Here is a 23,935-nt window from a genome sequence, read left to right as displayed (position 1 = left end):
CACGGCGCTCAGTCCCACGGGCTCGCTGTCTGCCCGGGAATCTGCCCACAGATCGAACTCCAGGTGCTCGATGTCCGTGAACCGGACCTCTTCCAGGCCCCCGGCGCGGCATCCGCCGCCCCGGAAGCACACCTCTTTGAACACTTCGCCGGCGATCTCCTTGAACTGCTGGTCGGTGACGCCGGCTCCTGGGCGCCGAAGAGGCGGACGGCGTGACCGGCGGCAGGGCGACGTGCCGGACACGGCCCTGATGTCCGTCGAGCCGATCGGTACGGTGCAGCCGAATCGGGCGCGGGTGCCGATCACCATGCCGCCGATGCGGGGCCGCCTTCTCTCGGACCCCGGCCCGGACCTGAGACTGCCACCCGCTTTTTCACCGCGCACTCCAGCCGGGCGGCGAGACCCGGGCGGGTGAACGCCTTGCGCATGGCGGCGTCATGGTGCTCCACGGAGCTGGTTCCGTGGGTTCGGCTCCAACTCGCGGCCATGCCGTTCCTGATCCCCCGCCCGGGCAACACGCCGAGCGGGCTGGTCGAGACGCCGGCGGTAGCGCAACTTGCTGAGAGAGGCCCCACCGGTGGTGTCCTCCATGGCTGCGCCGTCTGCGCGCCAGCCGGCAGCTTCGTAGAAGCGCCGGGCGCGGCGATTGTCCTCCAGGACCCACAAGGTGGCTTGCGCGTACTCGGCCTGTCGCAGAGCCGTCAACGTGGCCAGCATCAAGTGCTTCCCGACCCCAGTGCCCCAGACCTCGGGCATCGCGTAGAGCGTGCCGATCTCCGCGACGGCAGGGATCTCCTGAGACGGGCCGAATCCCGCGAAACCGACGATCCCCGCCCCGGCTTCTTCTGCCACCAGCACTCCCGATGCCGGCCATCGTGTCTCCGAGATGCGTGCCTTCCACCCGGACTCTTCGCGGCTGGGGTCCATGGCGAGGAGGCAGTGCTGCGGAACAAGACCGGCAAAGGCCGTCTGCCAGGAGCGCACGTAGACACCGGCGACCGCTGATGCGTCATCAGGCCACGCCTGTCGAATCTGCATGACCGTCATTCTTCAAGTCCATTAAACCCAGGCCAAGTTCCTTTTCCGATGCAGCTGAAATCGATGTGACGTCGGATGGGAAGCACCAGGACAGCGAAGTGAGATTCAGCAGTACGCGGATCGCCACCCACGTACGCCCCGCCGGTCGGATCGAACCCCACCCGAGTCACGGCCTCCACGAGCGCGTGGGGGTGGCTTCCCCAGCGCTCGCGGGGCCGATTCGAAGCGCGTCCGCAGCTCCCGTCCTCCCACCAGTCGTGGCGCTCCTCTGCATACGCGGCGACCCGGCGCACTCGCCATGCGGACCGGGGGCCCGGCCCGGGTCGGAACTCGGCCGGTGCCAGACCCTCGACCAGCGTCATGCAGTACGCCTCGGACAACGCGTGCTTCTCGAACCGGGCGTGGCCGGCGGCGGTCGTGTTCGCGGATGCGTTCATGTCTCGATGGTGCCGGCCGTCACGGCCAAGGGGCAGGCGGGCCAGGGTCCTGATCGACCCCGCCCGCTCCCGCACCGCTATCCCTGGGCCGGGCCCGCGACCTGCGGGCTCAGCTTGATCACCGTGATCGTGATCTGCCCGTGGCCGTCCTCCCACCCCGCGACCGGCTCGCAGCCCTCGTCCTCCGGGAGGGTCGTCGTCTCATCCTGGCAGAGCGGCATCATGCCCTCCTCGCCGTCGGTGCAGAAGTAGGCGAGGTGTGTGCGCAGTGCGGGGTGCTCGATCGTGGCCAGGTCCTCTTCCCACTCCTCCTGCGGCTCCGTGGGGAAGGTGAAGGTGAAGGGGACCAGTTCCTCGGGGGTGCGGCCGGTGTCCAGGGCGACACGCAGGGCGTCGAGAAGGGTGCCGTCGCAGACCAGGCGGGGGAGGTAGATCTCCCAGGTGTCCTTCAGGGCGGGGGTGGTGAGATCGACGCCGAACCGGTCCAGCAGAGGCGCTATGTCGGCGCCTCTGACCAGGCTCTGCGCGAAACAGACGGCCTTCAGGGCCGCCGCGAAGTCCTTCGGGAGCGGTGATCGCGGGCTGTCGCACTGCCAGAACTCGAAGATCGAGGTGCTCGCGTCGAACAGCGGCTGCCGGCCGGCCTCGCCGCTCAGGCCGAAGGGGCAGGGGATCGGCCTGGCGCCGCTCAGGGCCTCCGGACGCACCCAGTCGGGCTCCCGCAGGAAACCGCTCTCGTTGAGCGCATTGCCCTGGAGGACGGCCGCGTAGACCGCGTCGGGGTCGAAGTCGTCCAGGGGACGGCCGACCAGGACGCCGAAAGCGTGGGCCAGTTGGCGGTCCCAGCCGGACAGGGAGGTTCCAGGGGCCTCAGGGGCCTCAGGGGTTTCGTGGGTTTCAGCTGTCATGGCGGCACCGTAGTGCCGCTCACTGACAATCCGGGGGAGGGGATGCGTCGACCTCCCGGGTAGAAGCAGAGGATCTCATGTGGCCCCCTCAACTCCATCTACTTCCCTCGGAGTTGTTCGTCGATCTCTGCAGGCTCGGCGGCGGTGAGCCGATCGTCCCGCCAGCCGACCGCCCGCCTGGCGGCCACGATCCGCTCCCGTCTGGCTGCCGGAGGGGGGAGCCTGGCCGGAGGTCTGCTGCCGGACCTGCCTTGACCAGGCAGGCAGGTCAGTCGTCGATTGCCTGGTAGAGGATGGTCCAGAAGTCCTGCATGGCCCGCGCCGAGTCCGGGGCGGACATCCCGGTCTGGGTGAGCAGGATGCCGCCGAGCCGGTTGTCCGGGTCGGCGTAGGTCGTGGTGCCGGCTCCGCCGTCCCAACCGAACTGGCCGACAGGCGCGTAGTCGCCTCCGTAGGTGCGCACCGTCATCCCGAAGCCCCAGCCGCCGGTCCGACCCTGGCCGTGTGACAGATGGACGACGCTGCGGGCCCAGGACTGCAGGGCGGCCGTCTGCTCGGGCGTGAGGCGGTTGGTGGTCATCAGTTCGGCGGCGGGCCGGGACAGGATCCGTTCGGTGCCGTGCCTTCCGTGGTTGAGCAGCATCCGGAAGCAGGCGTGGTAGTCGTCGACGGTGGAGCCGAGCCCGCCGCCGGACTGGAATGCCGGAGGCTTGCTGTGGTGTCCCCCTTCAGCCGGGTCCTCCACGGTGAACTCTCCGGTCTGCGGATCGGGGGCGTACAGGGGCGGCAGCCGGTCGAGCCTGTCGGCGGGCACATGGAAGCCGGTGTCCTTCATCCCCAGCGGATCGAAGATGCGCTCGCGCAGGAACGCCTCGAACGACTGGCCGGTGACCCTGGCCACCAGCACGCCGAGCACGTCGTCGCTGACGTTGGGACTGCTGCGATCGCGGACGCGGACGCCCGTCGAACGTTCATGGTCGGTACCCGTCGTGGTACCGGTGCAGCCGGGGGGCGCGTATGGCGGGCAGCCCGACCAGGGTGTACTCGAAGGCGCGGTGGTGGGGCGTCAGCGGGTGCCGGGGGCGCGGCGGCAGGGGGTAGTCGTCGCGTAGGACGCCGTCCGGAAGCACCCCCGTCGCGGGCATCGGCGAGGTCTCGCCCGGGTGGGCGAGGTACGCCCAGACCCCGCTGTCCAGCGGCACCACGGCCGCGTTGTCGCCGGGTGGGCGCCAGGGTGTGCCCGTGAGGGGGTGGCGGGGGACGAGGAGGACGTCGGGACGGGGCCGGGGCGTGCGGATTCCCGGGCCGGCCAGCCCCACGGTACGGGCATCGGGTCCGGCCGGCAGGTACCGGCCGACGGCGTGGCCGAGCAGCTCGGTGACCGGGCCGGCGGGAAGGATCACGGGGCGGTCCTCAGTGGCCGCCACGAGGTGGGCCAGCGCGGCCCCGACCGCCGCCTCCCAGCGGCGGCTCCACGACCCGTCGGGTTCGACGGGTGGGACGCGGTACTCGGCGCGCTCCACCTCGTCCCAGTCGGGAGGCGGACCGGCGGGGAGCCCCGAGGGGCGGCGTACGACCGCGCAGGGCTCCAGCCATACCGTCTGCCACAGTCCGCAGTCGTCCATACGGGTCGCCACGGCCCGCCCGCACCCCTCGCAGGCCAGGTTCGGGCCGGCCCGGCCGTCCACACCCTGGCAGTAGCCCTCGCACCTCTCGGGTATCAGGGCCATGAACCGGGAGTCGCCGGGGGCGATGACGATCCTGTTCCGCGCGCCGAAGGAGACGGAGTGCACCGGCGCGTACACGCCCTGCCGGGCAGCCGCGTCCTCTCCGACCTCCTCCCACAACCGCCACGGCGGCCCCGTGGGCCGGGGGTCGACGGCGTACGTCGCGGGCTCCATCAGCGCAGGATGAAGTTCCTCCCATCCCCCGTGATGGGTATGGACCGGGAGGGCCACCCGGCACACCGGCGCCGTCAGCTCCGTACCGCACCCGGCACACGCAAACACGTCCAAACAAGCTCCCCCTCGCCCCGATTCCCCGGGAATTGTGCCTCGCCCACGGCGGAGGACCCACCGGATTCTTTGGGCGGAAGAAGCCACGTAGTACCGGCACGTCTTGCGGCCGTTGGCGGTGCCGTGGGAGGTCCTCTCCCCGGTGGCCGGTCCTCGTAGGTCACCGGGGCGTCGTCGCAGGCGCCGCCTTCCCGCGGGCGCAGAAGTCGTTCTGGACCTTGATGACGGACGTGTCGTGGACCTACCGTCCCGCCCCGTGTCGGTGCACTTCTTCTCTGCCGAGGGCTGGCGGTCCCGCGAGCTCGATGGCGGGCCGTTGACCCCTTGGGGGATGCCGGTGCTGTTCGACGACGACTTCCTGCTCCAGGACGAGGGCGGCCCCAGGGCGACGCGGGCGGTGAACTCCTGTCTTCGTACGCTGCCGTCGAGCGGAGCACCGTCGCCGAATTCGTGGCGGGCGTACGCGCTGGCGGTGCCGGACGACATAGCGCTCTCCGTCGGCACCGTGTCGCGGTATTCGGTACGCGCCAGGAGCGGGTGGCCGCGCTCGGTACGTACGCGGACCGTCGGCTGTCGGGGCCGTTGGACGAGCGGCTGGCGTTCTCGTCGTGGGAGTTGCAGGTCACGGCGCTGAGCCGGTTCTACGACTGGACCGAGCACGAGGGCCTGGCCGCAGCGGTGCCGTTCACGGTGGCCACCGCGCAAGCGGATGATGCAGGGCCGGCCGGCGGAGACCCGGCACCACCGGGACCCGGCTGCGGCGCCGAAGCCGCACGTGAAAGGTGCAGTACCCGGAGTCGGAGTCGGACTTCGCCGGTCCGTTCCGCCATGGCCTGGCCGGGATGGGCCCGGATGAGCTGGAGGACGGGACGTACCCTGGCCGGAACGCGGCGATGGGCGGTCCGGTGCCGGGCACCGGGATGCGGAGCCGGGAGTTCGCTCACCTGCTGGTTCATGAGGTTCCGCCGTGTCCGCTGAGCCGACCGAGGTGCCGATGCCGTGGGTGGTCCCGGCGCTGGCGGCCACGGGGCGGAAGTTGCGCACGACGTGGATCGACTACGCCTCGCTGGCGGCGGTGCACTCCTACATCGCCCTGGACAGGGAGATGTCGCAGGGGCCGTGGCAGCCGGAGAGGCCGTTGATGGTGGAGGAGGCGGAGCCGCTACAAGCCCGGCGAACGGCCGCGGCTGGTCTTCCGGCGCACCGGTGACCGTCAGGCCGACGGCCGCAACAGCATGGCGATCATCTTGGCCTGGTGCTTGGCCAGAACGAATGCCCAGCAGCTCGGGAAACCAGTCGTTGTGCAAGGACAGATAGTCCTCACCGGGCGGCGGTGCGGTGGCGGTGCCGGACGACATAGCGCTCTCCGTCGGCACGATCCGGCGGCAAATCGGACGATGAAGGGCGCACCGCGCTGGGACAAGACGGTGAGTCGGCCGAAGGGCCCGACCACTACCGACGGGGTACGCACGACCTGATTCCGGCGCGGACAGGGCGGGGTGATTCGCGGGGTTACCGTGGCCGGCGTCGGATGGAGAGCGTCGTGGCAGAGCCGCTGCGGACCTGGGTGGACGGCCGTGAGATCGACGTTCGAGGCCGCCATGGCGCGCACTGTCGCCCGGAACCCCTACGGACACGGCTCCACCCCGGTAGACGCGGACCGCGACCAGCGGGAGGCAACCGTCGCCACGGCGATCGTCCGGTACGTCATCTCCGGCACCGTCCTCACCGTCGTCCGGTTCGTCTCCTTCTGAGCGGGTGGACATCCCCGCTCCACGTGCAGATACGGCCCGCCCGTGGCGACCGGCCGGGCCTGCGCTCAGCGGGCCAGCCGAGGACCGGCCTCGACCCCCTCAGCATGCCCGACGCGGACCGCATGGACGCCGACGGCGCCCTCCTCTGCTCCTGTCTCCTCCACCTCGCCGGTCACCAACTGTCCGCCCAGTGCTGGTGGCAGCTCACCGCCGGCGCCGACGCCATGCCCCCGGACACGGTCTTCCTCAACACACTGGAGATCGCCCGCTACGTCCACGCCAACGGGCTCCCGCGCCTTGCCTCCGACCGGGGCGCCGGAGAACGAAGTTGACCGGCTCCCCGCCAGCATCCCCGTTCCCGGCCTCATCGCCCTGCCCAACCGGCAACTCGTGCCCCCTGGAGGAATTCGCCGCAGGCCGCTCAACCACCCGCCCAGACACCCGACAAAAAACGGGGGTCGCCCGACCGCCCGCCAACCCATCAACACCCGAAGCGGCACACCACCGTCCTACAACGGGCCGCCCGCAACAAACGCACCGCCCTCACCCCCCCCACGCGGCGCCTGCCACGGCACCGACACCGGAGCGATCAGCCTCGCCCCCGCCTGGCTCCAGCGCCAGCTGCGACCAGGGCCCGGTCCCCGGCCCGCTGTCCCGGCATTTCGCGAGGCGACCGGCCGGATTTCGGACCGTACGGCGGCGGGCTGACCAGATTCGCCATTGCTACCGCTGCGTGAGCGGCATCACGATGAAGCATGTGGTGAATCCAGAGGACTCATTGCAGTACAACTCCGAGGGAAACGCCGGCCCTGCCCAGCACGGATCCGGGCGGGCGGGGCCGATGCCGCGCAGACCGAACGTACTGGCTGCTCGAAATGGTGATGCGAGCAAGGTGACGGAGAGTCTGCTCTCCACCGCTGATGTGCCCGAGGCCGAAGCGTTCGACTACTGGCTGGAGATGCTGGCATCGGCCTGCTACCCCATGGCTCTGGCCAGCGACCTGCCTGATCGGTTCCACGGCGAGATGCGTGTCTTCCAACTGGGCGATGCGAAGGTCTGGCCCTCGGTCGTGGACGGCCCGGTGGAGATGGAACGGTCTCTCCGGCTGATCAGGCAGTCGGACCCGGAGTTCTATCACCTCACCCTCATGCGGACCGGCGTACTGGGCGTCGAGCAGTCCGGCCGGGCCGGCATTCACGGACCCGGCAGCATGTACTTCGTCGACAGTTCGCGACCCCACACCTGTCTGGCGTCCGGGCGATTCACCGTGATCGGTCTGGAAATCCCCAAGGCACTCGTGCCGTTGCCCGTCGCGGACCTGGTGACGCGCCCGCTGTCCGGAAATCAGGGGATCGGCAGGCTGCTGGCGGGCCTCCTCACCGACCTCGCCTCGGGCGGCATCACCTACCGGTGCCAGGACGGGGAACGGCTGGAGACCGTTCTGGTGGACCTGCTCACCACCGTGCTCGCCCACCACCTGGACGCCCGGCAGGCTCTCCCCCCGGACATGGCGCGACGCACCCTGATGCTGCGCATCCGCGCCTTCATCCGCCGCAACCTCCACGACCCCGACCTGTCCCCGGGCACCCTGGCCACCGCACACCACATCTCCCTCAGCCACCTGCACGGCCTGTTCCAGGACGCCCAGCACACCACCGTGGCCGCCTACATCAGGCACCTGCGCCTGGAAGCCGCCCGCCGCGACCTCGCCGACCCGGCACAGCACACGGTCCCCGTGCACCGCATCGCGGCCCGCTGGGGCTTCACCCACCACGCCACCTTCACCCGCATCTTCCGCACCCGCTACCACATGACACCCAGCGACTACCGACACAGCCGCACCGTCCTCTGAGCCCGGCAGCGAGATCAGCCGAAAGAGGGATTTACCGGTTCTTGGTTTCCTGGGAACGTGATAACTATCCGCAGCCCTCGGGGACGGTGACGGCGGACGGAATGTCAAGGAAGCCAGCATCCGGCGTCAACGACACGCAGAGCCGCCGCTGACACGGTCGGATACATCACCGTGCGGCAGGGAGACTGCGGCCAGGGTGAAGCGTGAGGGACGAGGCAGCAAGTCCACGTGCCTCACGTCAATGTGGCGGAGATTAGCCCTTCGGCCTATCGGGAGTCACCGGCCTTCCGAGAACCGCTGATTGCCGGAAAAAGGTGTGCGAAGATCCCGAATGTTCCACGGCAGTCGGGAAATCCATCGGTAGGGGGACTCATGCATTTCAGAAATCTGGCGTTATCGACGTTCGCCGTCGCGGTGCTCTTCTTCGGAGCCATCACGGGCGCCTCGGCTCTGACGAGCTACAACGGCAGTGACTATTCGTTCGACAGCGAAAGCCGTGAACGGATGACCGCTTGCGACAAGGAGAGCGATTCGACTCCGGTCAAAGGCGAGTATTACAACGTCGGGAACAACACCAAGCGAGACGTCAAGGACTCGGACGGCAACAACGGCACCTGTGCCAGCGAAGGAAACGGCGTGGGCAAGGTGCTGAAGCACAAGACGTGTGAGTACCGGTCCGCCTGGCCGGACGCGTGCGGCAACTGGCAGTCCTACTAGACCGGCAGACCGCCGGCCCGCGCTCCGGCTCCCGGGACGGACGCGGGCCGGCAGTCAGCGGTCTGTCGAGAAACGACCCGAAGTGCCCAGCCCCGGACGGTGAAGGTGTGGTGAACGCACGGAACGGCTCGGCCGAGCCACTCGTGTCCCTTGAGGGACTGACCGTTAAAGTGCCCGGACGCCGACTGCTGACCGGCGCGTCCCTTCGCGTTCACCGCGGAGAGGCAGTCGCGGTTATCGGTCCCTCCGGCAGCGGAAAGACAACACTGCTGAACTGCGTGGCCGGACTCACACGTCCCGAGATCGGAACGGTCACGGTCGCGGGACGGCGGACAAACGAACTCTCGGATGACGAATCGGCACGGCACAGACTGTCCCATATCGGAATGGTGTTTCAGTTCGGTGAGCTCATGCCCGAATTGAGCGTGGCCGAGAATGTCGCGCTCCCCGCATGGTTCGCCGGACGGACGGACGCCCGCGCGAGGGCCGGCGAACTGCTGGCCACGGTCGGCCTGGACGGGTTCGGCGAGCGAGCCCCCGAGGAACTGTCCGGGGGCGAGACACAGCGGGTGGCCATCGCACGGGCGCTGATCTGCGAACCACGCCTGGTGCTCGCGGACGAACCGACGGGATCACTGGACGAGGACAACGTCCGTATCGTCACCGAGGTGTTGCTGAACGCCTGTCGGCAGCGGGGGGCCGCGCTCCTGGTGGCCACGCACGACGCCTCGGTGGCCGCCGCGATGGACCGCGGCGTACGGCTGCGCGGCGGCGTGCTGGCCGACGTCGAACCGCTGCGCGCCGAGGGCGAGGCACGGTCATGAAGGCGGCACGGGCCACGCGCCGGATGGCGGCGCGCCTCGTGTACAGCCCGCACCGCGGACAGCGGTTACGGCTGCTGCTGCTCACGGCGGTGGCCGCGGTGACGGCGATGGTCGCCCTGCTCGCGGTCGGGGTGGTGCACTCCCTGTTCGAGGAGCGTGAGCGGTTCGATGCCCGCGCGGTGAGGATGGCGGACGACGGACAGCGTCCCGTCGTACGGGTCAACCTGAGGTCGGACACCTGGGGCACGGAGCAGTTCCCCGTCGTGTGGCTGGAGCCGGTGAAGGCCGGGGACCGCGCGGCGCTGCCACCCGGCATGGCCGACTGGCCGGAGCCCGGCGGCTGGTACGTCTCCCCGGGCCTCGCGGAGCTCGCGGCCGATGAGCCGAGGCTGGCCGAGCGTTTCCCCAGGGCTCGGGTCCTCGGGTCCGAAGGCGTACTCAACCCGGGCGAGCTGCTCGCCTACCGGCTGATGCCGCGCGGCGGGACGATGGGCGTCGACGTACTGGAGGCCACCGGGTTCGGCGGCGGACGGCCGGGGCAGAGCATGCCGATCGGTGAGGACGACGAACTCGACGTACCGGCGATGACGCTCGCGGTCGCCGGTTTCGCCGGAGTGCCGCTGCTCCTGCTCGCCCTGACCGCAACAGGCGTCTCCGCCCCGCTGCGATCGCGCCGGATGGCGCTGCTCGGCGCGATCGGTCTGCCGGGCCGGTGGCGCCGTCGGCTGCTGGTGTACGAGTCGCTGCTGATCACCGGTCCGGGGTTGGTGGCCGGTACCGTCCTGTGGGCCGTGGCCGGCTCGCTGCTCGACCGGGTACCGGTGGTGGACCATCGGGTCGCGGACAACGCCCTGATCCCCCCGTACGGAGCGGTCCTGCTGACCGTCCTCGCGCTGGCCGCGCTCTTCACCGGGCTCTCCCTGGCCGCCGACCGCGTGAAACGGGGGCGGCGGGGACAGACATCGCCCCGGCCACGCGCGGGCCGCCCCGCGCTCAGCGAGCTGCGGCTCGCCCCCGCCGTCGCGGGCGTCTGCCTGCTCGTCACCGCATCCGTGCGAGAGGGGGAGACGGCGGCAGTCAGCGCACTCGCCGCAACGGTCACCCTGGCCGCCGGGGTGCCGCTCGCCCTGCCGGTCGTCGCCCGGCGACTGGCCGCCCGCAGCGCCGCCGGTGCCGTCGACCCGGTGCGGGTGATGGCCGCGCGCCGTCTCCAGTACGACCCGCGCTCCGCCGTCAAACCGCTCTACGGGATCGCCGCGCTCCTCGTGGTCGTCCCCGTCGTCGCCGCCTGGATGGCCAGCGCGCGCCAGGCCGACCCGCCCGCACCCCGGGACCGGTACGTGGAGTCGGTCCTGCTCCGGGGCGCACTTGCGCAACTCGATCTGAAGGACTTCACCGCACCGGTCCCGGGCGCGGTGGCCGCCCGGATCCACACGCTCGACCCCAGCGACGAACGAGCCGAGCCGGCCTTCCAGCTGGGGGCCGACTGCTCCGCCCTCACCACCTTGCTCGGCGCCCCGAGCTGCGAGCGTCCCGGCGTACTGCTGCCGCGGGCCGCCGAGCGGCTCACCCGCATCGCGGGTCTCCCCGTACCCCTGGACCTGGCACTCCGGCCGCCACCGGAGCCGTCGCAGCTCTCGAAGACCGACACCCTGCTGATCCTCGGCGAGCGTCGCCCCGGCTTCGAACCCGACGTGCGCACCGCCGCCCTCACCTCGCCCCTCGCGCTCACCGTCCTGTCCGAGAACGACCTCGCCGGCCGCGAGTCGAAGCTCGTCGGCTGGATCTTCGGCGGCCTCACCCTGCTCGCCGTACAGGTCTTCTGCACATTGGCCATCGGCGTCATCGACCGCAGCGCGGCCGGCCGCCGCGACGCACGTCTGCTGATCTCGTTCGGACTCACCGGTTCACGGGTGCGCGAGATCGCCGGGCGGGAGTTCCTGATGGGGTATGTGATGGTCGTGGGCATCGGCCTCGGCACGGGCGTGGTCGCGTCGGCGGTCTGGAACTCCCTCGACGCAGCCGTGCCCTACCCCACCGATGTCACGGTCCTGACCGTCGTCGTGGCCACCCTGCTCGGCGCGCTCGGCCTGATGAGCGTCCGCGCCCAGCGGGACGAGCCGGCCTGAGCACCGCCCGCACGGCGGGCACCACGCGGGACACGACGACGCTCCCGGCCCACCGGCCGTCGAACACACCGGGCACCCACCGGTGATCCACCACTACATCGCCGCGCTCGCCGACGTGCCAACCCCGAGTCCGCCCTCAAGACCCATCCCAGGGAGGTCCTGCTCGCCAGCGAAGTGGAGTACGTACGCCGCATCCGCCGGAGCCCGCACCGCGCAGGACGGGCGAGCTGCCGTCCGGGCCGCCTTCGACGCCCACCACCGCGGCTACGGGGCCACCGCGCCTCCCGACGTTCGCCGACCGACCGCGCTCGACGACACCCTGACCGCGGCTTACCCAGCCACCGATGGAGCCCACGGGGGGGGGCGGCCACCAGACCATCGGTGCCATCGCCCCTACCGCTCAGGACCAGCCCGGCCTTGCCGCCGGCGCTCACCGGGCCGTCGCCGCCGACCTCGAACGTCTGTTTCCCCTCGCCGCACAGACCGTCACCGCCCAACTCGGAACCGACCATGCCCGCCAGTGACTCACCGGCCTCGAACACCGGCGCTGACCTCCGCCCTGCGCTTCTGGTTCGGCCGGCTTCAGAACTCCCGGCCGACAACCGCCTCCCGGAGCCGGCCGAGGTGACGACGTTGTCGTACAGAGCCGTCTCGCCATGGCTGGTCAGCGGGTGAACGCTTCGGTCAGGCTGATGCGGTAGCCCTCCCCTTCCACCAGCACGTCGGTGACGCCGAACGGGCCAGAGCGGTCCAGCCCGCTCGATCGAGGTGCGGGAGAAGTGCACCGCGCCTTGGACGACGGCACCAGCGCGCCGTCGGGCTGCGGCGTCATTGGCCGGACTCACCGCGGCCGACGTCAGCACCCCCACGCTGCGCAAGGTCATCGGCGCTCCCTTCCAGCACGGTCCGGCCGGTCCCCCAACTGCATCAGCCCGCCGCGCGACCGTCGCGCGATCGCGCGAACGGGCGTCTGGGCGCGGTGGCCAGGACGCGGACTTCCTCCGCGAGTCCGAGGCCATCCATGCCCGGCGCTGCGCCGGCCCAGAGCGGAACGCACCGCCTCGAATACCGGTACGTCGGACAGCGTGCCGCGGTCCTCTGTGCCGCGGACCACGGCATGGACGCCTCGTCCTCAAATATGGTCCATGCCAGATCAGGGCCACAGCCCCAAGGTCTAGGGGCGGCGTTTGGCCCAGAGCCTCAGCCGCTCAGTCGGCGATCAGTACCCCGAGCACTGCGAGCCAGCAGACCGCCACCAGCACGGGCAGGAGCACCATGATCAAGCCGGTCGGGGAGACCCTGAGGTAGGCGGAACTGGGTTCGTCGGTACGGCGGTTCACTATCCGCTCGCCGCCGTGCCAGGCCATGTACTCCTCGAACTCGACCACCGTCTCCTTGCGTGCCAGAAGGTACTGGCGGCCGAAACGCAACATCAGTGAGAAGCCCAGCGATACCCCGATACCGATGATCGCGATGATGATCGCGAGCCCCTTGCCCAGGGTGCCGCCCGCACCGTCCTTGCTGAGGAAGAAGGCGGTGGAGGCCGCCAGGCCCGCCGTGATGTAGAAGAAGTTGCTGAGCTTCTGCCAGTTGAGGTTGTCCTCGTGCTTGTAGAGGTCCACCGCGATCTGATACTGGGCGTGCAGCATCGCTTCGCGCGGTTTGCGCCACACCCACACCACCCGGGGCAGCCCGTCCGGCGGGATCATTCGGGTCAGCTCCTGGAAGCCGAGCTTGTGGTGGAAGCGCGCGGAGGCGTCATTGGGAGGATCGTTGACCACGGCGGCGATCACGGGGCTCTCGTCCCACTGTTCGAGGATATGGTGATAGAGCATTGAGGCGATCCCCATCCGCGCCGCGTCCCGGGCCACACAGATCTGCTTGACCACCAGGAAGCTGCCGAGCGCCGTCTTGATCCGGCGGTTCAGCCATTCATCCGGCTCGACCTGGTCGGAGCTGTAGGCCAGCAGGAATCCCGACACCTGCCCGCCACTGACCGCGACATAGAAGTGCTCGGCGGTCCCCAGCCGGGCGCGGTAGTCGGTCTCGGCGTACGCCGAGACCAGAAAGCCGCCCTCCACCAGCCTCCGGGTGCCGTCCGGCCCGTTCAGACTCCGTGACTCGGCGAGCCGGGCGATCTGCTCCACGTGTTCCTCGCCCGCCCGTAAGATCTCTGCCCGCAGTGGTACCCCGGCCACGTGAATCCCCCTCTTCTCGGCGCGCGCCCGAGAGCGGTCCCGTCGTGCCGGAGGCCAGTGCGTCCCCGCGCGTTGCGGCCTTCCATCTGCCGGTAGGACAGTCGGGACCGGGCTCTCAGGCCGCGCGATGCCGCGGTGAACTCCTCGGCGGTGCAAGCGCGGCCTGGCTGCGGCGTGCCGGGTGGCAGCTGGACGCCGTTGCTGTCTGCCCCTCGCTCCACGACTCCACCGTAGCGACGGGCAGCTGCCGGGCGCTTCCGGCAATCTCGTCAACTAGAGTCGTTGTTCGGCCACGTTCGCGATCCGCTGTCCGTCGCTGGGCGGGGGCTGATCGCGGCTGTGTGAAGGTACGCGAACGTCTGGGCGGCCGTGGCACGCACGGCCATCAAGGAGAGGCTTCGGCCGCCCCTGCTGCATCAGGTACCTCGCCACTCGACGTCAGGCAACTCGACCGCTGGCCTTGGGCTGCGTAGAGGCGGATGCTCCGGTTCGTGGGGCTGGTGGGTCGGCGCGGCGGTGCCGTCGCGGGTGCGCCAGCCCCGCTGTTGCTGCTGCCCGTCCCTGCCACCGGCCATAGTGGCGGATCTGGTGCCTGAGACCACTGGTGCCTGAGACCAACAGGGCATAGGTCCGACGCAACACACCACCGCCTGACAGCGAGGTCGACCGGCTCGCCGCCGGCACCCCCGTTCCCGGCTTCATCGCCCTGCCCGACCGGCAGCTCGTCGCCCGCCTGAAGGAGTCCACCGCAGGCCGCCCGCCAACCCATCAACGCCCGAGCCGGCACGCGCCACCGTCCCTGCGGTGGGCCGCCCGCCGCCGACGCACCGCCCTCACCCACGCCCCGCGCGGCGCCTGGGTGGCGTCGTTGCGGTTGCCGCCGGCCAGCGACACTGCGAGGGGGATGCTGTGCGCTTCGGTGACCAGATGGTGCCCGGAGCCGGTCCGGGCGCGATCGACCGGGCCCGCACCGGCTTTTTGGGCCGCCTTTCACGGCCCGCACGCGGGAGCCGTCGATCACCGCCCGCGACCAGCCCAGAGCACCGGCGGCATGCAGCTCGGCCAGAAGCGACTCGTGCAAACCGCTGCCGGACACCCGCGTCGTTCCCGTCACGCAGTCGCCGCCAGCACGTCATGCCGGACCGAAGCCGAGTTCCTGGTGCGGGAACTCCCACAGAATGCCGCTGTACAGCACGAACAGGATGCCCGGCAACACCTTCCGGTCGTCCAGAAGCCTGCGCCCACAATGATCTGCACGGCGCGGCCCGACCGGGAGCAACGGCTCGATCCGCGCCCACAACTCATCCGACACGACCCACGGACGCAGCTCACCCCTCGTCACGCACAGGCTGACAAACCGTCAGACCCACACATTCCAAGGGAGTGCGTGTCATTTAGTTAGGAGTTTTAAGCCTGCCGTTCAACCTCGGTGAGGGAGGTGGCTCTGTGTGGGGATGATTTTCCTGGTCTAGGGGTTGCCGGGGCAGCGGGCCTCGGTCCAGATCGCAACGAGGTCATGGCAGACGACGGCAAGTGAGCCGTTCCAGAACGCGATCTCGTGGCTGCAGCCGTTCTCGTGGGGCAGGACCTCGTCAAGGATCACGGCCCCGAAGGCTGCCCAACCGCCGCCGCCATCGTCGGTGCTTGCGGCATTGAAGCCGCAGACGCCGGTGGAGCGGACGGTCAGGTCTTCGTCGTGCTTCCAGCAGTTGTGCCGGAAACGGACCTCCATCTGCCGGTCACCCGCTCCGATACCCCGGATGTGCCGGAGTTCCAGGTCCTTCACACACCGCTTGCTGGAGAAATCGTAGTGGTCTGGCGCAGTGGCGAAGTCCCGCGCCCCGGCCGGCAGCCCGCCGGCCAGCAGCGGCAGGCGCTCCAGGTATCGGGCGGGGGACAGGACACCTGGCAGGCTGCCGATCCGCGCATCCAGTTGGATGTACTCCATCGTCATTCATCCCTGCTCGTGGCTCAGTTGGACAGCGAATCGTCGCACGACCTCCCTGCTGTCGGCTGGTACCGACGGGTCCTGGGCCCTCTACGCGGAACTCGTGGTTCAGAACCTCGAATCGTCGACGTCGACTCCTATGACACGACCGTCCGGGAACTCCTCGACGTCCCCACCACGGCCTTCAACCGGACCACAGCGATCGCCGGGGTGGAACTGGCCGACGGCGGAACGACAACGAGCGCCCGATCCTTGGTCACCGAGACCAGTACCCAGCTCCGCAAGGTGCTGCTGCTGAGACTCACTGGCCGGCCCTTGGAATACGACCCGGCCTGGTTCGCTGTGCCCGCTGCGCGTTCACTCGTCAGTGAGGACGGCGGCTCCCTACCGGCCCGGGAACTGGCGCCAGGCACCTGGTACCCGGCCGTGGACAGAGCCGGAGAAGGCGGCCTACTGGTCCAGATGCCGGACGGTTGCCGTGGCGTCCTCCGAGACGCCACCGGATCCGAACGCGGGTGATGCTCCTTCGTCTTCGCCCGCGTCGCCATGCCCCTCCGCCTACGTGCCTCAGCTCACCGGTGTCACCACCATCGAGGTCACCGTGGCCCCGACCCGTGTCGAGTACGCCGCCTTCAGCCGTGCCGGCCGCACACCCGCGACGACCGCCTTCCTGGCCACTGCGCACATCCCGGCCACACCAGACACGGAGTGAAGCGGCGAGGACACCCTGCTGCCCGAACGAAGGGACACCTTCGCAGGGTTTCGGACGAAGAGGACGTTCCAGATGGTGCGGTACCACGGGCCGGCCACCGCCCCCCTCCCGGCGTGACCTGCCCACCGTAGCCCCGCCCGCGCTCGACGAACGGCCCTGACCCGTCAACGGCCAGGCCTGAAAGGCCCGCACACGCACGCAGGCCCTCTTGTCGCAGGGACGGAGGCAATGAACGCTTCTCGTGACGAGCGCCATGACCGCTGAGCGCGGCAGACCCGTACGGCCCACCGTGACATGTGGACGTCGTAACCACAGCCACCTCTCCCTCACTGGAAGGTGGCTGCCGACCTCGGAAGGAACGCATAGTGCCGCAAGGACCCACTTCTGAACTCAAGGTGACCGCCGATCAGGTGGGGGACTGGTACGACAAGTTCGGCGACGTCTACCACCAGACCCTCGGCGAGAGCGTGCATTGCGGGCTGTGGTTCCCTCCGGACGAGCCCCATCCCGGCAGTATGGATCTCGTGGCCCTGTCATCGCAGGCCCAGGACCGGTACACCGACTACCTCATCAAGACTCTGAATCCGCAGGCCCACCACCAGGTGCTGGACATCGGCTGCGGTACGGGACGCTCCGCACTCCGCCTGACCGAGCAGCGCGGCTCCAAGGTCACAGGTGTCGCCATCAGCAAAGCCCAGATCGAGCGCGCCGGCCAACTCGCCCGCAGCCATGGCCTCAGCGACCGCCTCGTCTTCGAGCACGCCGACGCCATGCGACTTCCCTACGAGGACGAGTCCTTCGACTGCGCCTGGGCGGTGGAGAGCCTCTGCCACATGGACCGGGAGAAGGCGCTGAACGAGGCATACCGGGTACTGCGCCCCGGCGGGGACCTCCTGGTCCTGGAGTCGGTCCTGACCGACGAGCTCACTGAAGCCGAAGCCGCGGTGTTCGACGGGATGCTGGCCGCCAACCTTCCTCCCCGGTTGCCGGAGTTCTTCGAGCTGGTCACCCGGGCGGGCTTCCAGACCCTGGAGCTCAAGGACTTGTCGGCCAACCTGGCAATGACCATGAATGTGATGGAGCTTGTCTGTCACGACCGACGGGAAGAGTTCACCCAGCGTTTCGGCGCAGAGTTCACCGAGCTGGTGATCTCCAGCCTCCCGAGGGCGCGGAACGTCGTCGCCCGCAAGACCCGCTTCTTCCTCCTGCTCCTGCGCAAGCCGCTCGCCCGAACGCCCTGACCCAAGGCTCCCGGGCGCTTCGGACGGCGAGAGAGACGCCGCCGCGAAGCGTGCAGCGGGACAGCCGGGCGGGGCCACGGCCGTCGCCCGGCTTCTGAAGCACCCGAGATGGGCGTGGCGGACAACAGCGAGCGGCTCGCCGGGCCGCCTGATTCGACTTCCCATCCGGCGGCCGGCGCTGACGAGACGCCCGGCGTTCCGGCAAGGTCCGGAGATGGCGATGCCGGCCGGGAGCGGAGCGATACGGCGGGCCTGATGCTGCTCACCAGCTCTGTCCTGGGTGGCCTGGGCGCCTTCTGCCCCGCGACCGGTTCGGCTGTGGTCACGCTCGGTCCGGCTGTGCTGGTCCCGCTGATCACCGTCGTGGTCGTCGTCGGGGCCAGGAGCGGACGCCGGGCCCGTCCGGGCCGGAAGGACGTTGGGAGTGGACAACGAATCCGAGAGATACACGGCGTTCCGTCGGTACCCGCGGGCGGTGGCCATGCCGATCGCCCACCCCGGCTTCACTCCGGAGACCGCGGAGGATGCCGCGACCGAGGCCATGGCGAAGTCCCCGCGGCGGAAGACGGTGCCCTTACGGGACCGGCGGGTGCTCCTGGCCTGAACTGGGTGCCCCTGCTTTCCCCCGGGCGGTCGGCCGGGTGGCCGGATCGGCGTTCTGGGCAGCGGCGGTCGGGCTCCCTACCGTGTGACGGACATGTCGTTGAGCCCGGCCCTGGGCGAGGACTGGTGACGGTTTCCCGTCCCCGCGACGGGACCGCGGGCGAACTGGGGGAGTACATGGCGCAGTTCCGTGACATCGACGAGACGCACGAGGCCCCGGACGGCGAGCTCTACATCGCTCTGGCGTCCCATCCCACGCTGGTGTGGGACATGCCGCGCGTCCACCGCACCCGGCGCCGCCCCGATCATCTACACCCGCAACAACGGCGCCCACCAGCGGTGGCGCTTCGAAGTCGACCACCACGGCACCAAGTACACGTTCTTCCGCATCACCAACGTCCGCAGCGGCCTCGCCCTGACCGTCCAGCCGGACGGCACGATCACCCAGCAGCCTCACGCGGCATCCGACCAGCCGGGAGGACGCCGGCAGCTGTGGGCCATGGGCTACCCCGGCTTCGCCGGCAGCACCTTCGACCCGGCCAAGCCCGCCCAGCCGCACCCCACCGGCTCCCAGGGCACCCGCCTGCGCATCCTCGACCACAACCCCGTCGACGCGACCCCCGCAGCCTCCGGCACCCTGATCACCCTCAGCGAGTGGGCAGCCTTCGAAACCGGCTGGACGTTCACCGCCGCGACCTGAACCCCACCCCATCCTCTCCATCAGCCCGGCGCTGCTGCGCCGGGGAAGTGTTCAGCAGGACGAAATCCCGTGCGCCGCACACGCCATGACCGCCTTGATAGCGGCCAGTTGGTTCTCCCCGCCCGTGGCCACTTCAATTCCCCGTTGGCGGCCACTTCCTCTACAGAGCGTGATGCGCCCGCGATGGCATCGGTGGGCGCCTCGTTCATGACGGCCGCCCGCCGGACTCCCAGTTGTGCACCTCGATGTCGGCGTACAGGTCGTGGGTGAGGATGGCGCGTGCGGTGGCCGGGTCCGGGGCCCGGAGCAACGCCGCCGTGCCCAGCCAGAGAGTCCCGTCGTCGGACAGCAGCGGTCCGTAGGCAATCAGCTCCTTCGGCTCGGGCGGCAGCGCGAGGTCGGCGGCCTCTCCTGTGCCGAGGCCGAGCACCAGGTATCGGTTGCCTCCGGTCCGGCCGCCGGGGAAGTCCCACATGGTGCGCCCCAGGGCGTTGTGCCACCGTCGCACGAGTACGTCCCGGTAGGCGCCGGCCCGGTAGTTCGGCTCGTCGAAGGCGAACGCGCGGGCGGCAGCGGGATCGGGCAGGTCGAGGATGTGCACGCTGCCGGTGAGGGTCTCGCCGTCGTCAGCGAAGGTCGGCCCTCGGGCGATCATCTCCTTCGTGAATCCGTCCATGTAGGACAAGTGCGCATCGTTCAGTTCGTAGCGCAGCGACAGTGAGCCAGTGCGGTCGCGGTGGTAGCAGAGGAACTCCATGGCCGCAGTGTTCCCTTGAACAGGCGCCGATGGCGAGGGGGTTCCACTGCGATGACCGCACGGCGGACTCGCGCGAGTCGTCGAAGACCGCCCAGGGTTGCGACTACTGAGTGTGGCACTCCAGTGGGGAATCACGCTGGCCGTACGCGGGGATTTTCCATTGGCCGCCGACACCGCCTTCAGCCGGTCATGGGCCGGTCAGGACATCGTGGCTGCCCGATGCGTCGCCAGACGATGTGCTGTTCGCCCGGGCGATGCTCAGGCCCGTACTCCCAGGTCGCGCGTCCTGCGGGCCCTGAGCCCATGGACCAGGTGAGCTCGTAGATCCCTGTAGCGCACGGGACACGCTTGACTGACGCGGAGGCCGTCGCGGAAGCGTCTTCCGGTGGGCAGGTCGCCGACGAAGGCGGTCACGGCCTGACGGAAGCGGCGGCGCTGTTCGAGGGTGAGGCGGTCCAGACCGGCGGTGAAGCGGGGCAGGGCCTCGTACGCGGGCACAGCGGACTCCTCCGGGAAGCATGAAGCCCCCGGCTGGCGGCCAGCGGTGGTGGTGGGCGTTCGTGTTGAAGGGCGTCGGTGACGCGGTGCGCTCAGCGGTGGCACGTCATCCGGGAGTGGTGCGTTGGTGGGCGTTCGATGACGTAGGAGTCGGCTGGAGTCCGTTTTCGGTGTGGGTGGTGCTCGTATGGCTGGTGCGCAGCTTTCGCACGGCCGGGGTCAGGTCTCGTAGCGGGCGCGCATCATGTCCGCCCACGCGGCGGCCCACCCGCGGGCGATCGGCCGCGGGTGGGCCGCGTCGTTGAAGAGGCCCACCGGGACGGCCTGCCCACGGGCAAGGGACGCCGGACCACCACCGGCGATGTCCCGCCACAGCCCCGTCGTGAGCGTCCTCGGGGCGAGGAGACAGGGCCTTTGCGGGCTCTGCTGAACCGGGCCGCGGCCACCCATATCGAGGTCGGTCGCCGTCCGCTGTCGGTCTATGACGAGCTGACCGGTAACCGTCCCTTCACCACCCGTCCCTTCACCACCCGTCCGAGCACGAGGGAAACGTCTTGAGCGAGCTGGTCTCCACCCGCATCCGCACCACGGCCGGCAAGCTCGGCCTGCCCCACCTCGTGGAAACCATCAGGGAGTACACCCGCCCGGCGGCCTCGTGTACGAGCCGGTTCCGGTGGCGCTGCCGGATGCCGTGGCTGCTTTGACGTTCTCGCCACCCGGGACCCGGCCCACGACGAAGGGCCCTACCTGAGCCTGACATCCGCATATCTGGCCGGGGCCGAGTTGCATACCGGAGCCCAGCTCGACAACGTGGACCTGAGGTGGACTGTGCTGAACGGAGCGATCATGGCCGAGGTACACCTGGCCGGAGCCAATCTCTCATTCGCAGACCTGACCGGTGTCGACCTGCGCGAAAGCCGACCTGAGCGACGCATACCTCAATGACACCAGCTTCTACGCCGCTGCCCTGTGGGCGCGGATCTGACCGGTGCCATGATGGCAGGGGGGAACCTGAGTGGAGCCAACCTGTCCGGCGCGGACCTGAGGGAGGCCACTCCGATCGACGCGGACCTGGACTGGACGGGCCTGTGGGGAACGGATCTGAGGAACACCGACGTCACCGAAGCCCAGCTCCTCACCACGGAGATCGACTCCTCCACACGCCTGCCTCCCCACCTCGCGGCAGACCCCGACATACAGGCGTGGATCGCCGAGCTCGAAGCGCGCTTTCCATGACCGGTGTGCCTGTACGCCACCTTCCTGCTCGGAGCACTCGCGGGCGACCGCCCCGGCACCGCACCAGCCCCCACGCCCCCCCCCGGAAGAGCGGCTCCCCGGCAACAAACCCGGCTCCACGACGGACAACGACGCGCTCCTCCGCCCCGCAACCCGGCCACAGTGCCGGAACGGCGCCGCACGCGCCCTCCGACCGCCAGGGCCGCCAGCCGCCCAACCCGCTGCCCGGCAGGACGCCACTGAAGAACCGCGCGAAGAAATCGACGACCGCACGGGTGACACTCTCCGCCGCGTACAGCCCAGACCACATACGTACGGTCCGGACCACGCCCCAGCCCTCCCCAGCGAGGCCACGACGACGCGCCCGCCCGACGCCCCACGACGGCCACCGACAGTTCAGGACACGAAGACTGATTGCAGACGGGTCAACACAATCCGATTCCGGCAGGGACTGATCAGCGAAACTCCGGGAAAGACTGGTCGAGATACCTGATGCCGAGCGGCCGACAACTCTGATCCCGCTCTCAAGAAGCAAAGGGACCACGCGTTGCCCGACGGCACCCGACGACCGGCAACGCCCGGTTCCTGAACCCTCCGTACGCGCCCAAAGCGAAGGAGCCAGGATGACCACCCCAGAGGAAACGTCCTTACCGGCGGCATACCACGCGATCGACGAGGAGCGCGTCGAGGTGGACGCCGTCATTCTCGGCGCCGGCATCGCCGGGCTCCACCAGCTGCACCTGCTGCGCCGACTGGGACTGCGCGTGCTGGTTTTCGACAAGGCCGGTGACGTGGGCGGGACATGGTGGTGGAACCGCTATCCCGGTGCCCGCTTCGACAGCGAGTCCCACGTCTACCAGTACATGTTCGACGAGGAACTCTACAAGGGCTGGAGCTGGACCGAGAGGTTCCCCGGCCAGCCCGAGATCCAGCGCTGGACCCAGTACGTCGCGGACCGGCTGGACCTCCGGGGCCACATACGGTTCTCGACGACGATCACCAGCGCGGTGTTCGACGAGGACCGCAGCCGCTGGACGGTGCGTACCGACCGCGGTGACACCGTCGACGCGCAGTTCTTCGTCAGCTGCGCCGGACCGCTCTCCGCACCCCTGGAGAATGTCTTCGAGGGGCAGAACAGCTTCTCCGGCGACATCCTGCACACCGCGAAATGGCCGGCCGAGGACGCCGACATGACCGGCAAACGCATCGGAGTCGTCGGCATCGGCGCCACCGGCATCCAGGTGATCCAGACAATCGCCGGAAGAGGCCGGCACCTCACCGTCTTCGCACGTACGCCGCAGTACGTACTCCCGATGAAGAACCGCGTCTACGGCGAAGAGCAGCAATCCGCCTACAAGGCCCGCTTCGACGAAGTCAGCTCCACCGTCCCGCACACCTTCGCCGGATTCGACTTCGACTTCGCACACGTCTGGGCCGAGTACACCCCACAACGGCGCCGCGAGGTGATGGAAGAGCTCTACGCGGACGGCTCGCTCAGACTCTGGGTTGGCGGATTCGCCGACCTCTTCTTCGAACGCGAGGTCAACGACGAGATCTCGGAGTTCGTCCGGAACAAGATGCGCGCCCGCCTCGGAGACGACCGGCTCGCCGACATACTGGTCCCCTCCGACTACGGCTTCGGCACCCGCCGGGTCCCCCTCGAAGACAACTACCTCGAGGTCTACCACCGCCCGGACGTCGAACTGGTCGGCATCCGGGACAACCCGATCGCACGTATCGCCCCGGAGGGCATCGTCCTCAGCGACGGCACCGTCCACGAACTTGACGTCATCGTGCTGGCAACGGGCTTCGACGCCGGCACCGGCTCGCTGACCCGCATCGACGTGCGGGGACGCGACAACCGCAGCCTCGCCGAGGACTGGAGCCGCGACATCCACACACTGATGGGCCTCGGCATACACGGCTACCCCAACCTGTTCACCATCGGAGCCCCCCTGGCACCGTCAGCCGCGCTGTGCAACATGACCACCTGCGCACAACAACAGGCCGAATGGATCCGCGACGCCATCACACACGTCAGAACCCAAGGCGCCACCACGATCGAGGCCACCAAGGAAGCCGAGGACGCCTGGATCGAACATCACGAGCAGACCGCCGCCGCAACACTGATCCCCAGCACCGACAGCTGGTACACCGGATCCAACGTGTCCGGCAAACCACGACGCCTCCTCTCCTACACCGGCGGCGTGGGGGCCTACCGGCAGAAGTGCCACGAAGTCGCCACCAGCGGCTACCCCGGGTTCGCCATCACCTGACCGGCAACCCAAAGCACCGGAACCCGCTCATCCGCCCTCCACCGGCCGTCTGGGCGCGCTCCCCACCCGTACGACCGGCCGCCCCTCGCCGT

At 69.5% G+C, this 23,935-nt stretch carries 24 protein-coding genes and 4 pseudogenes; 16 read left to right on the top strand and 12 right to left on the bottom strand.

Annotation, left to right across the window (positions count from 1 at the left end):
- Positions 1–48: 48 nt before the first annotated feature.
- From tpg to ACFXAZ_RS25495, 6 genes and pseudogenes are all read right to left on the bottom strand, one after another.
- Positions 49–410, bottom strand: a pseudogene (gene tpg / locus ACFXAZ_RS25520) (telomere-protecting terminal protein Tpg); the annotation flags it as partial.
- Positions 411–435: 25 nt separating this feature from the next.
- Positions 436–1,038, bottom strand: a complete 603-nt coding sequence (locus ACFXAZ_RS25515) for a GNAT family N-acetyltransferase (protein ID WP_384595630.1) — start codon at positions 1,036–1,038, stop codon at positions 436–438.
- 5 nt (positions 1,039–1,043) lie between these two features.
- Positions 1,044–1,400 carry a DUF6461 domain-containing protein gene (locus ACFXAZ_RS25510; protein WP_384595702.1) on the bottom strand — a complete coding sequence of 119 codons (357 nt, stop codon included), beginning with the start codon at positions 1,398–1,400 and terminating at the stop codon, positions 1,044–1,046.
- A 152-nt stretch (positions 1,401–1,552) separates the two neighbouring features.
- A complete protein-coding gene (locus ACFXAZ_RS25505; RefSeq protein ID WP_384595627.1) occupies positions 1,553–2,383 on the bottom strand; it encodes a hypothetical protein in 831 nt (276 codons plus the stop codon).
- 268 nt (positions 2,384–2,651) lie between these two features.
- Positions 2,652–3,314 (bottom strand): annotated as a pseudogene (locus tag ACFXAZ_RS25500) (serine hydrolase domain-containing protein); the annotation flags it as partial.
- 40 nt (positions 3,315–3,354) lie between these two features.
- Positions 3,355–4,284 carry a hypothetical protein gene (locus ACFXAZ_RS25495; protein WP_384595624.1) on the bottom strand — a complete coding sequence of 310 codons (930 nt, stop codon included), beginning with the start codon at positions 4,282–4,284 and terminating at the stop codon, positions 3,355–3,357.
- Between the two features lie 1,081 nt (positions 4,285–5,365).
- Here ACFXAZ_RS25495 and ACFXAZ_RS25490 point away from each other — a divergent pair.
- The 8 genes from ACFXAZ_RS25490 (at position 5,366) to ACFXAZ_RS25455 (ending at position 12,198) form a co-directional block, all read left to right on the top strand.
- Positions 5,366–5,608, top strand: coding sequence for a hypothetical protein (locus ACFXAZ_RS25490; RefSeq protein ID WP_384595621.1), 243 nt, complete (start codon positions 5,366–5,368; stop codon positions 5,606–5,608).
- Between the two features lie 367 nt (positions 5,609–5,975).
- A complete protein-coding gene (locus ACFXAZ_RS25485; protein ID WP_384595618.1) occupies positions 5,976–6,152 on the top strand; it encodes a hypothetical protein in 177 nt (58 codons plus the stop codon).
- A 104-nt stretch (positions 6,153–6,256) separates the two neighbouring features.
- Positions 6,257–6,484, top strand: coding sequence for a hypothetical protein (locus tag ACFXAZ_RS25480; RefSeq protein WP_384595616.1), 228 nt, complete (start codon positions 6,257–6,259; stop codon positions 6,482–6,484).
- Positions 6,485–7,044: 560 nt separating this feature from the next.
- Positions 7,045–8,004: a helix-turn-helix domain-containing protein gene (locus ACFXAZ_RS25475; protein ID WP_384595613.1), complete on the top strand. Its 960-nt coding sequence runs from the start codon at positions 7,045–7,047 to the stop codon at positions 8,002–8,004.
- 372 nt (positions 8,005–8,376) lie between these two features.
- Complete coding sequence (locus ACFXAZ_RS25470; RefSeq protein ID WP_384595610.1) at positions 8,377–8,721, top strand: hypothetical protein; 345 nt, start codon at positions 8,377–8,379, stop codon at positions 8,719–8,721.
- Complete coding sequence (locus tag ACFXAZ_RS25465) at positions 8,697–9,545, top strand: ABC transporter ATP-binding protein (RefSeq protein ID WP_384595607.1); 849 nt, start codon at positions 8,697–8,699, stop codon at positions 9,543–9,545. The genes ACFXAZ_RS25470 and ACFXAZ_RS25465 overlap by 25 nt, the downstream gene beginning before the upstream one ends.
- Positions 9,542–11,674, top strand: coding sequence for an FtsX-like permease family protein (locus tag ACFXAZ_RS25460; RefSeq protein WP_384595604.1), 2,133 nt, complete (start codon positions 9,542–9,544; stop codon positions 11,672–11,674). Before ACFXAZ_RS25465 ends, ACFXAZ_RS25460 begins: the two co-directional genes overlap by 4 nt.
- Before the next feature lie 344 nt (positions 11,675–12,018).
- Entirely contained in the window at positions 12,019–12,198 is a 180-nt protein-coding gene (locus ACFXAZ_RS25455; RefSeq protein ID WP_384595601.1) for a hypothetical protein, read from the top strand.
- Positions 12,199–12,338: 140 nt separating this feature from the next.
- Here ACFXAZ_RS25455 and ACFXAZ_RS25450 read toward each other — a convergent pair whose 3' ends face one another.
- The 4 genes and pseudogenes from ACFXAZ_RS25450 to ACFXAZ_RS25435 form a co-directional block, all read right to left on the bottom strand.
- The gene (locus tag ACFXAZ_RS25450; protein WP_384595598.1) at positions 12,339–12,506 is read right to left on the bottom strand and encodes a hypothetical protein; all 168 of its coding nucleotides are present in this window, start codon (positions 12,504–12,506) and stop codon (positions 12,339–12,341) included.
- Positions 12,507–12,882: 376 nt separating this feature from the next.
- The gene (locus ACFXAZ_RS25445; RefSeq protein ID WP_384595595.1) at positions 12,883–13,872 is read right to left on the bottom strand and encodes a GNAT family N-acetyltransferase; all 990 of its coding nucleotides are present in this window, start codon (positions 13,870–13,872) and stop codon (positions 12,883–12,885) included.
- Between the two features lie 855 nt (positions 13,873–14,727).
- Positions 14,728–15,220 (bottom strand): annotated as a pseudogene (locus tag ACFXAZ_RS25440) (transposase); the annotation flags it as partial.
- Positions 15,221–15,340: 120 nt separating this feature from the next.
- The gene (locus ACFXAZ_RS25435) at positions 15,341–15,826 is read right to left on the bottom strand and encodes a hypothetical protein (protein WP_384595592.1); all 486 of its coding nucleotides are present in this window, start codon (positions 15,824–15,826) and stop codon (positions 15,341–15,343) included.
- A 556-nt stretch (positions 15,827–16,382) separates the two neighbouring features.
- On the opposite strand from ACFXAZ_RS25435, the gene ACFXAZ_RS25430 reads away from it, so the two are divergent.
- The 4 genes from ACFXAZ_RS25430 (at position 16,383) to ACFXAZ_RS25415 (ending at position 19,076) form a co-directional block, all read left to right on the top strand.
- The gene (locus ACFXAZ_RS25430) at positions 16,383–16,532 is read left to right on the top strand and encodes a hypothetical protein (RefSeq protein WP_384595589.1); all 150 of its coding nucleotides are present in this window, start codon (positions 16,383–16,385) and stop codon (positions 16,530–16,532) included.
- A 365-nt stretch (positions 16,533–16,897) separates the two neighbouring features.
- Positions 16,898–17,773, top strand: a complete 876-nt coding sequence (locus ACFXAZ_RS25425) for an SAM-dependent methyltransferase (RefSeq protein ID WP_384595586.1) — start codon at positions 16,898–16,900, stop codon at positions 17,771–17,773.
- A gap of 424 nt (positions 17,774–18,197) precedes the next feature.
- On the top strand, positions 18,198–18,377 hold the full coding sequence (locus ACFXAZ_RS25420; RefSeq protein WP_384595583.1) for a hypothetical protein: 180 nt from the start codon (positions 18,198–18,200) through the stop codon (positions 18,375–18,377).
- A gap of 189 nt (positions 18,378–18,566) precedes the next feature.
- Positions 18,567–19,076 (top strand): RICIN domain-containing protein, encoded by a 510-nt coding sequence (locus ACFXAZ_RS25415; RefSeq protein WP_384595580.1) that lies wholly within the window; start codon positions 18,567–18,569, stop codon positions 19,074–19,076.
- A gap of 205 nt (positions 19,077–19,281) precedes the next feature.
- On the opposite strand, the gene ACFXAZ_RS25410 is transcribed toward ACFXAZ_RS25415, so the two are convergent.
- Both ACFXAZ_RS25410 and ACFXAZ_RS25405 read right to left on the bottom strand, forming a co-directional pair.
- A complete protein-coding gene (locus ACFXAZ_RS25410) occupies positions 19,282–19,833 on the bottom strand; it encodes a YciI family protein (protein WP_384595577.1) in 552 nt (183 codons plus the stop codon).
- A 258-nt stretch (positions 19,834–20,091) separates the two neighbouring features.
- On the bottom strand, positions 20,092–20,331 hold the full coding sequence (locus ACFXAZ_RS25405) for a hypothetical protein (RefSeq protein WP_384595574.1): 240 nt from the start codon (positions 20,329–20,331) through the stop codon (positions 20,092–20,094).
- Between the two features lie 554 nt (positions 20,332–20,885).
- Here ACFXAZ_RS25405 and ACFXAZ_RS25400 point away from each other — a divergent pair.
- The 4 genes and pseudogenes from ACFXAZ_RS25400 to ACFXAZ_RS25385 all read left to right on the top strand — a co-directional run.
- Positions 20,886–20,981 (top strand): annotated as a pseudogene (locus ACFXAZ_RS25400) (AAA family ATPase); the annotation flags it as partial.
- A 133-nt stretch (positions 20,982–21,114) separates the two neighbouring features.
- On the top strand, positions 21,115–21,276 hold the full coding sequence (locus ACFXAZ_RS25395) for a pentapeptide repeat-containing protein (protein WP_384595571.1): 162 nt from the start codon (positions 21,115–21,117) through the stop codon (positions 21,274–21,276).
- Between the two features lie 24 nt (positions 21,277–21,300).
- Positions 21,301–21,567, top strand: coding sequence for a pentapeptide repeat-containing protein (locus ACFXAZ_RS25390; RefSeq protein ID WP_384595568.1), 267 nt, complete (start codon positions 21,301–21,303; stop codon positions 21,565–21,567).
- A 623-nt stretch (positions 21,568–22,190) separates the two neighbouring features.
- Entirely contained in the window at positions 22,191–23,843 is a 1,653-nt protein-coding gene (locus ACFXAZ_RS25385; RefSeq protein ID WP_384595565.1) for a flavin-containing monooxygenase, read from the top strand.
- Positions 23,844–23,935 lie beyond the last annotated feature (92 nt).

Source organism: Streptomyces sp. NPDC059477, assembly GCF_042749375.1.
In the GTDB taxonomy this organism is placed as follows: Bacteria; Actinomycetota; Actinomycetes; order Streptomycetales; family Streptomycetaceae; genus Streptomyces.
The sequence above is the reverse complement of the archived record's forward strand: the minus strand, read 5'-3'. Positions and strand labels throughout refer to the sequence as shown.

What these genes read in the sequence shown, in the direction of transcription:
- ACFXAZ_RS25515 (WP_384595630.1), bottom strand. Translation starts at nt 1,038, where the DNA reads ATGCAGATTCGACAGGCGTGGCCTGATGACGCATCAGCGGTCGCCGGT.
- ACFXAZ_RS25510 (WP_384595702.1), bottom strand. Translation starts at nt 1,400, where the DNA reads ATGACGCTGGTCGAGGGTCTGGCACCGGCCGAGTTCCGACCCGGGCCG.
- ACFXAZ_RS25505 (WP_384595627.1), bottom strand. Translation starts at nt 2,383, where the DNA reads ATGACAGCTGAAACCCACGAAACCCCTGAGGCCCCTGAGGCCCCTGGA.
- ACFXAZ_RS25495 (WP_384595624.1), bottom strand. Translation starts at nt 4,284, where the DNA reads ATGGAGCCCGCGACGTACGCCGTCGACCCCCGGCCCACGGGGCCGCCG.
- ACFXAZ_RS25480 (WP_384595616.1), top strand. Translation starts at nt 6,257, where the DNA reads ATGCCCGACGCGGACCGCATGGACGCCGACGGCGCCCTCCTCTGCTCC.
- ACFXAZ_RS25470 (WP_384595610.1), top strand. Translation starts at nt 8,377, where the DNA reads ATGCATTTCAGAAATCTGGCGTTATCGACGTTCGCCGTCGCGGTGCTC.
- ACFXAZ_RS25460 (WP_384595604.1), top strand. Translation starts at nt 9,542, where the DNA reads ATGAAGGCGGCACGGGCCACGCGCCGGATGGCGGCGCGCCTCGTGTAC.
- ACFXAZ_RS25455 (WP_384595601.1), top strand. Translation starts at nt 12,019, where the DNA reads ATGGAGCCCACGGGGGGGGGCGGCCACCAGACCATCGGTGCCATCGCC.
- ACFXAZ_RS25450 (WP_384595598.1), bottom strand. Translation starts at nt 12,506, where the DNA reads ATGACGCCGCAGCCCGACGGCGCGCTGGTGCCGTCGTCCAAGGCGCGG.
- ACFXAZ_RS25435 (WP_384595592.1), bottom strand. Translation starts at nt 15,826, where the DNA reads ATGACGATGGAGTACATCCAACTGGATGCGCGGATCGGCAGCCTGCCA.
- ACFXAZ_RS25410 (WP_384595577.1), bottom strand. Translation starts at nt 19,833, where the DNA reads ATGGAGTTCCTCTGCTACCACCGCGACCGCACTGGCTCACTGTCGCTG.
- ACFXAZ_RS25385 (WP_384595565.1), top strand. Translation starts at nt 22,191, where the DNA reads ATGACCACCCCAGAGGAAACGTCCTTACCGGCGGCATACCACGCGATC.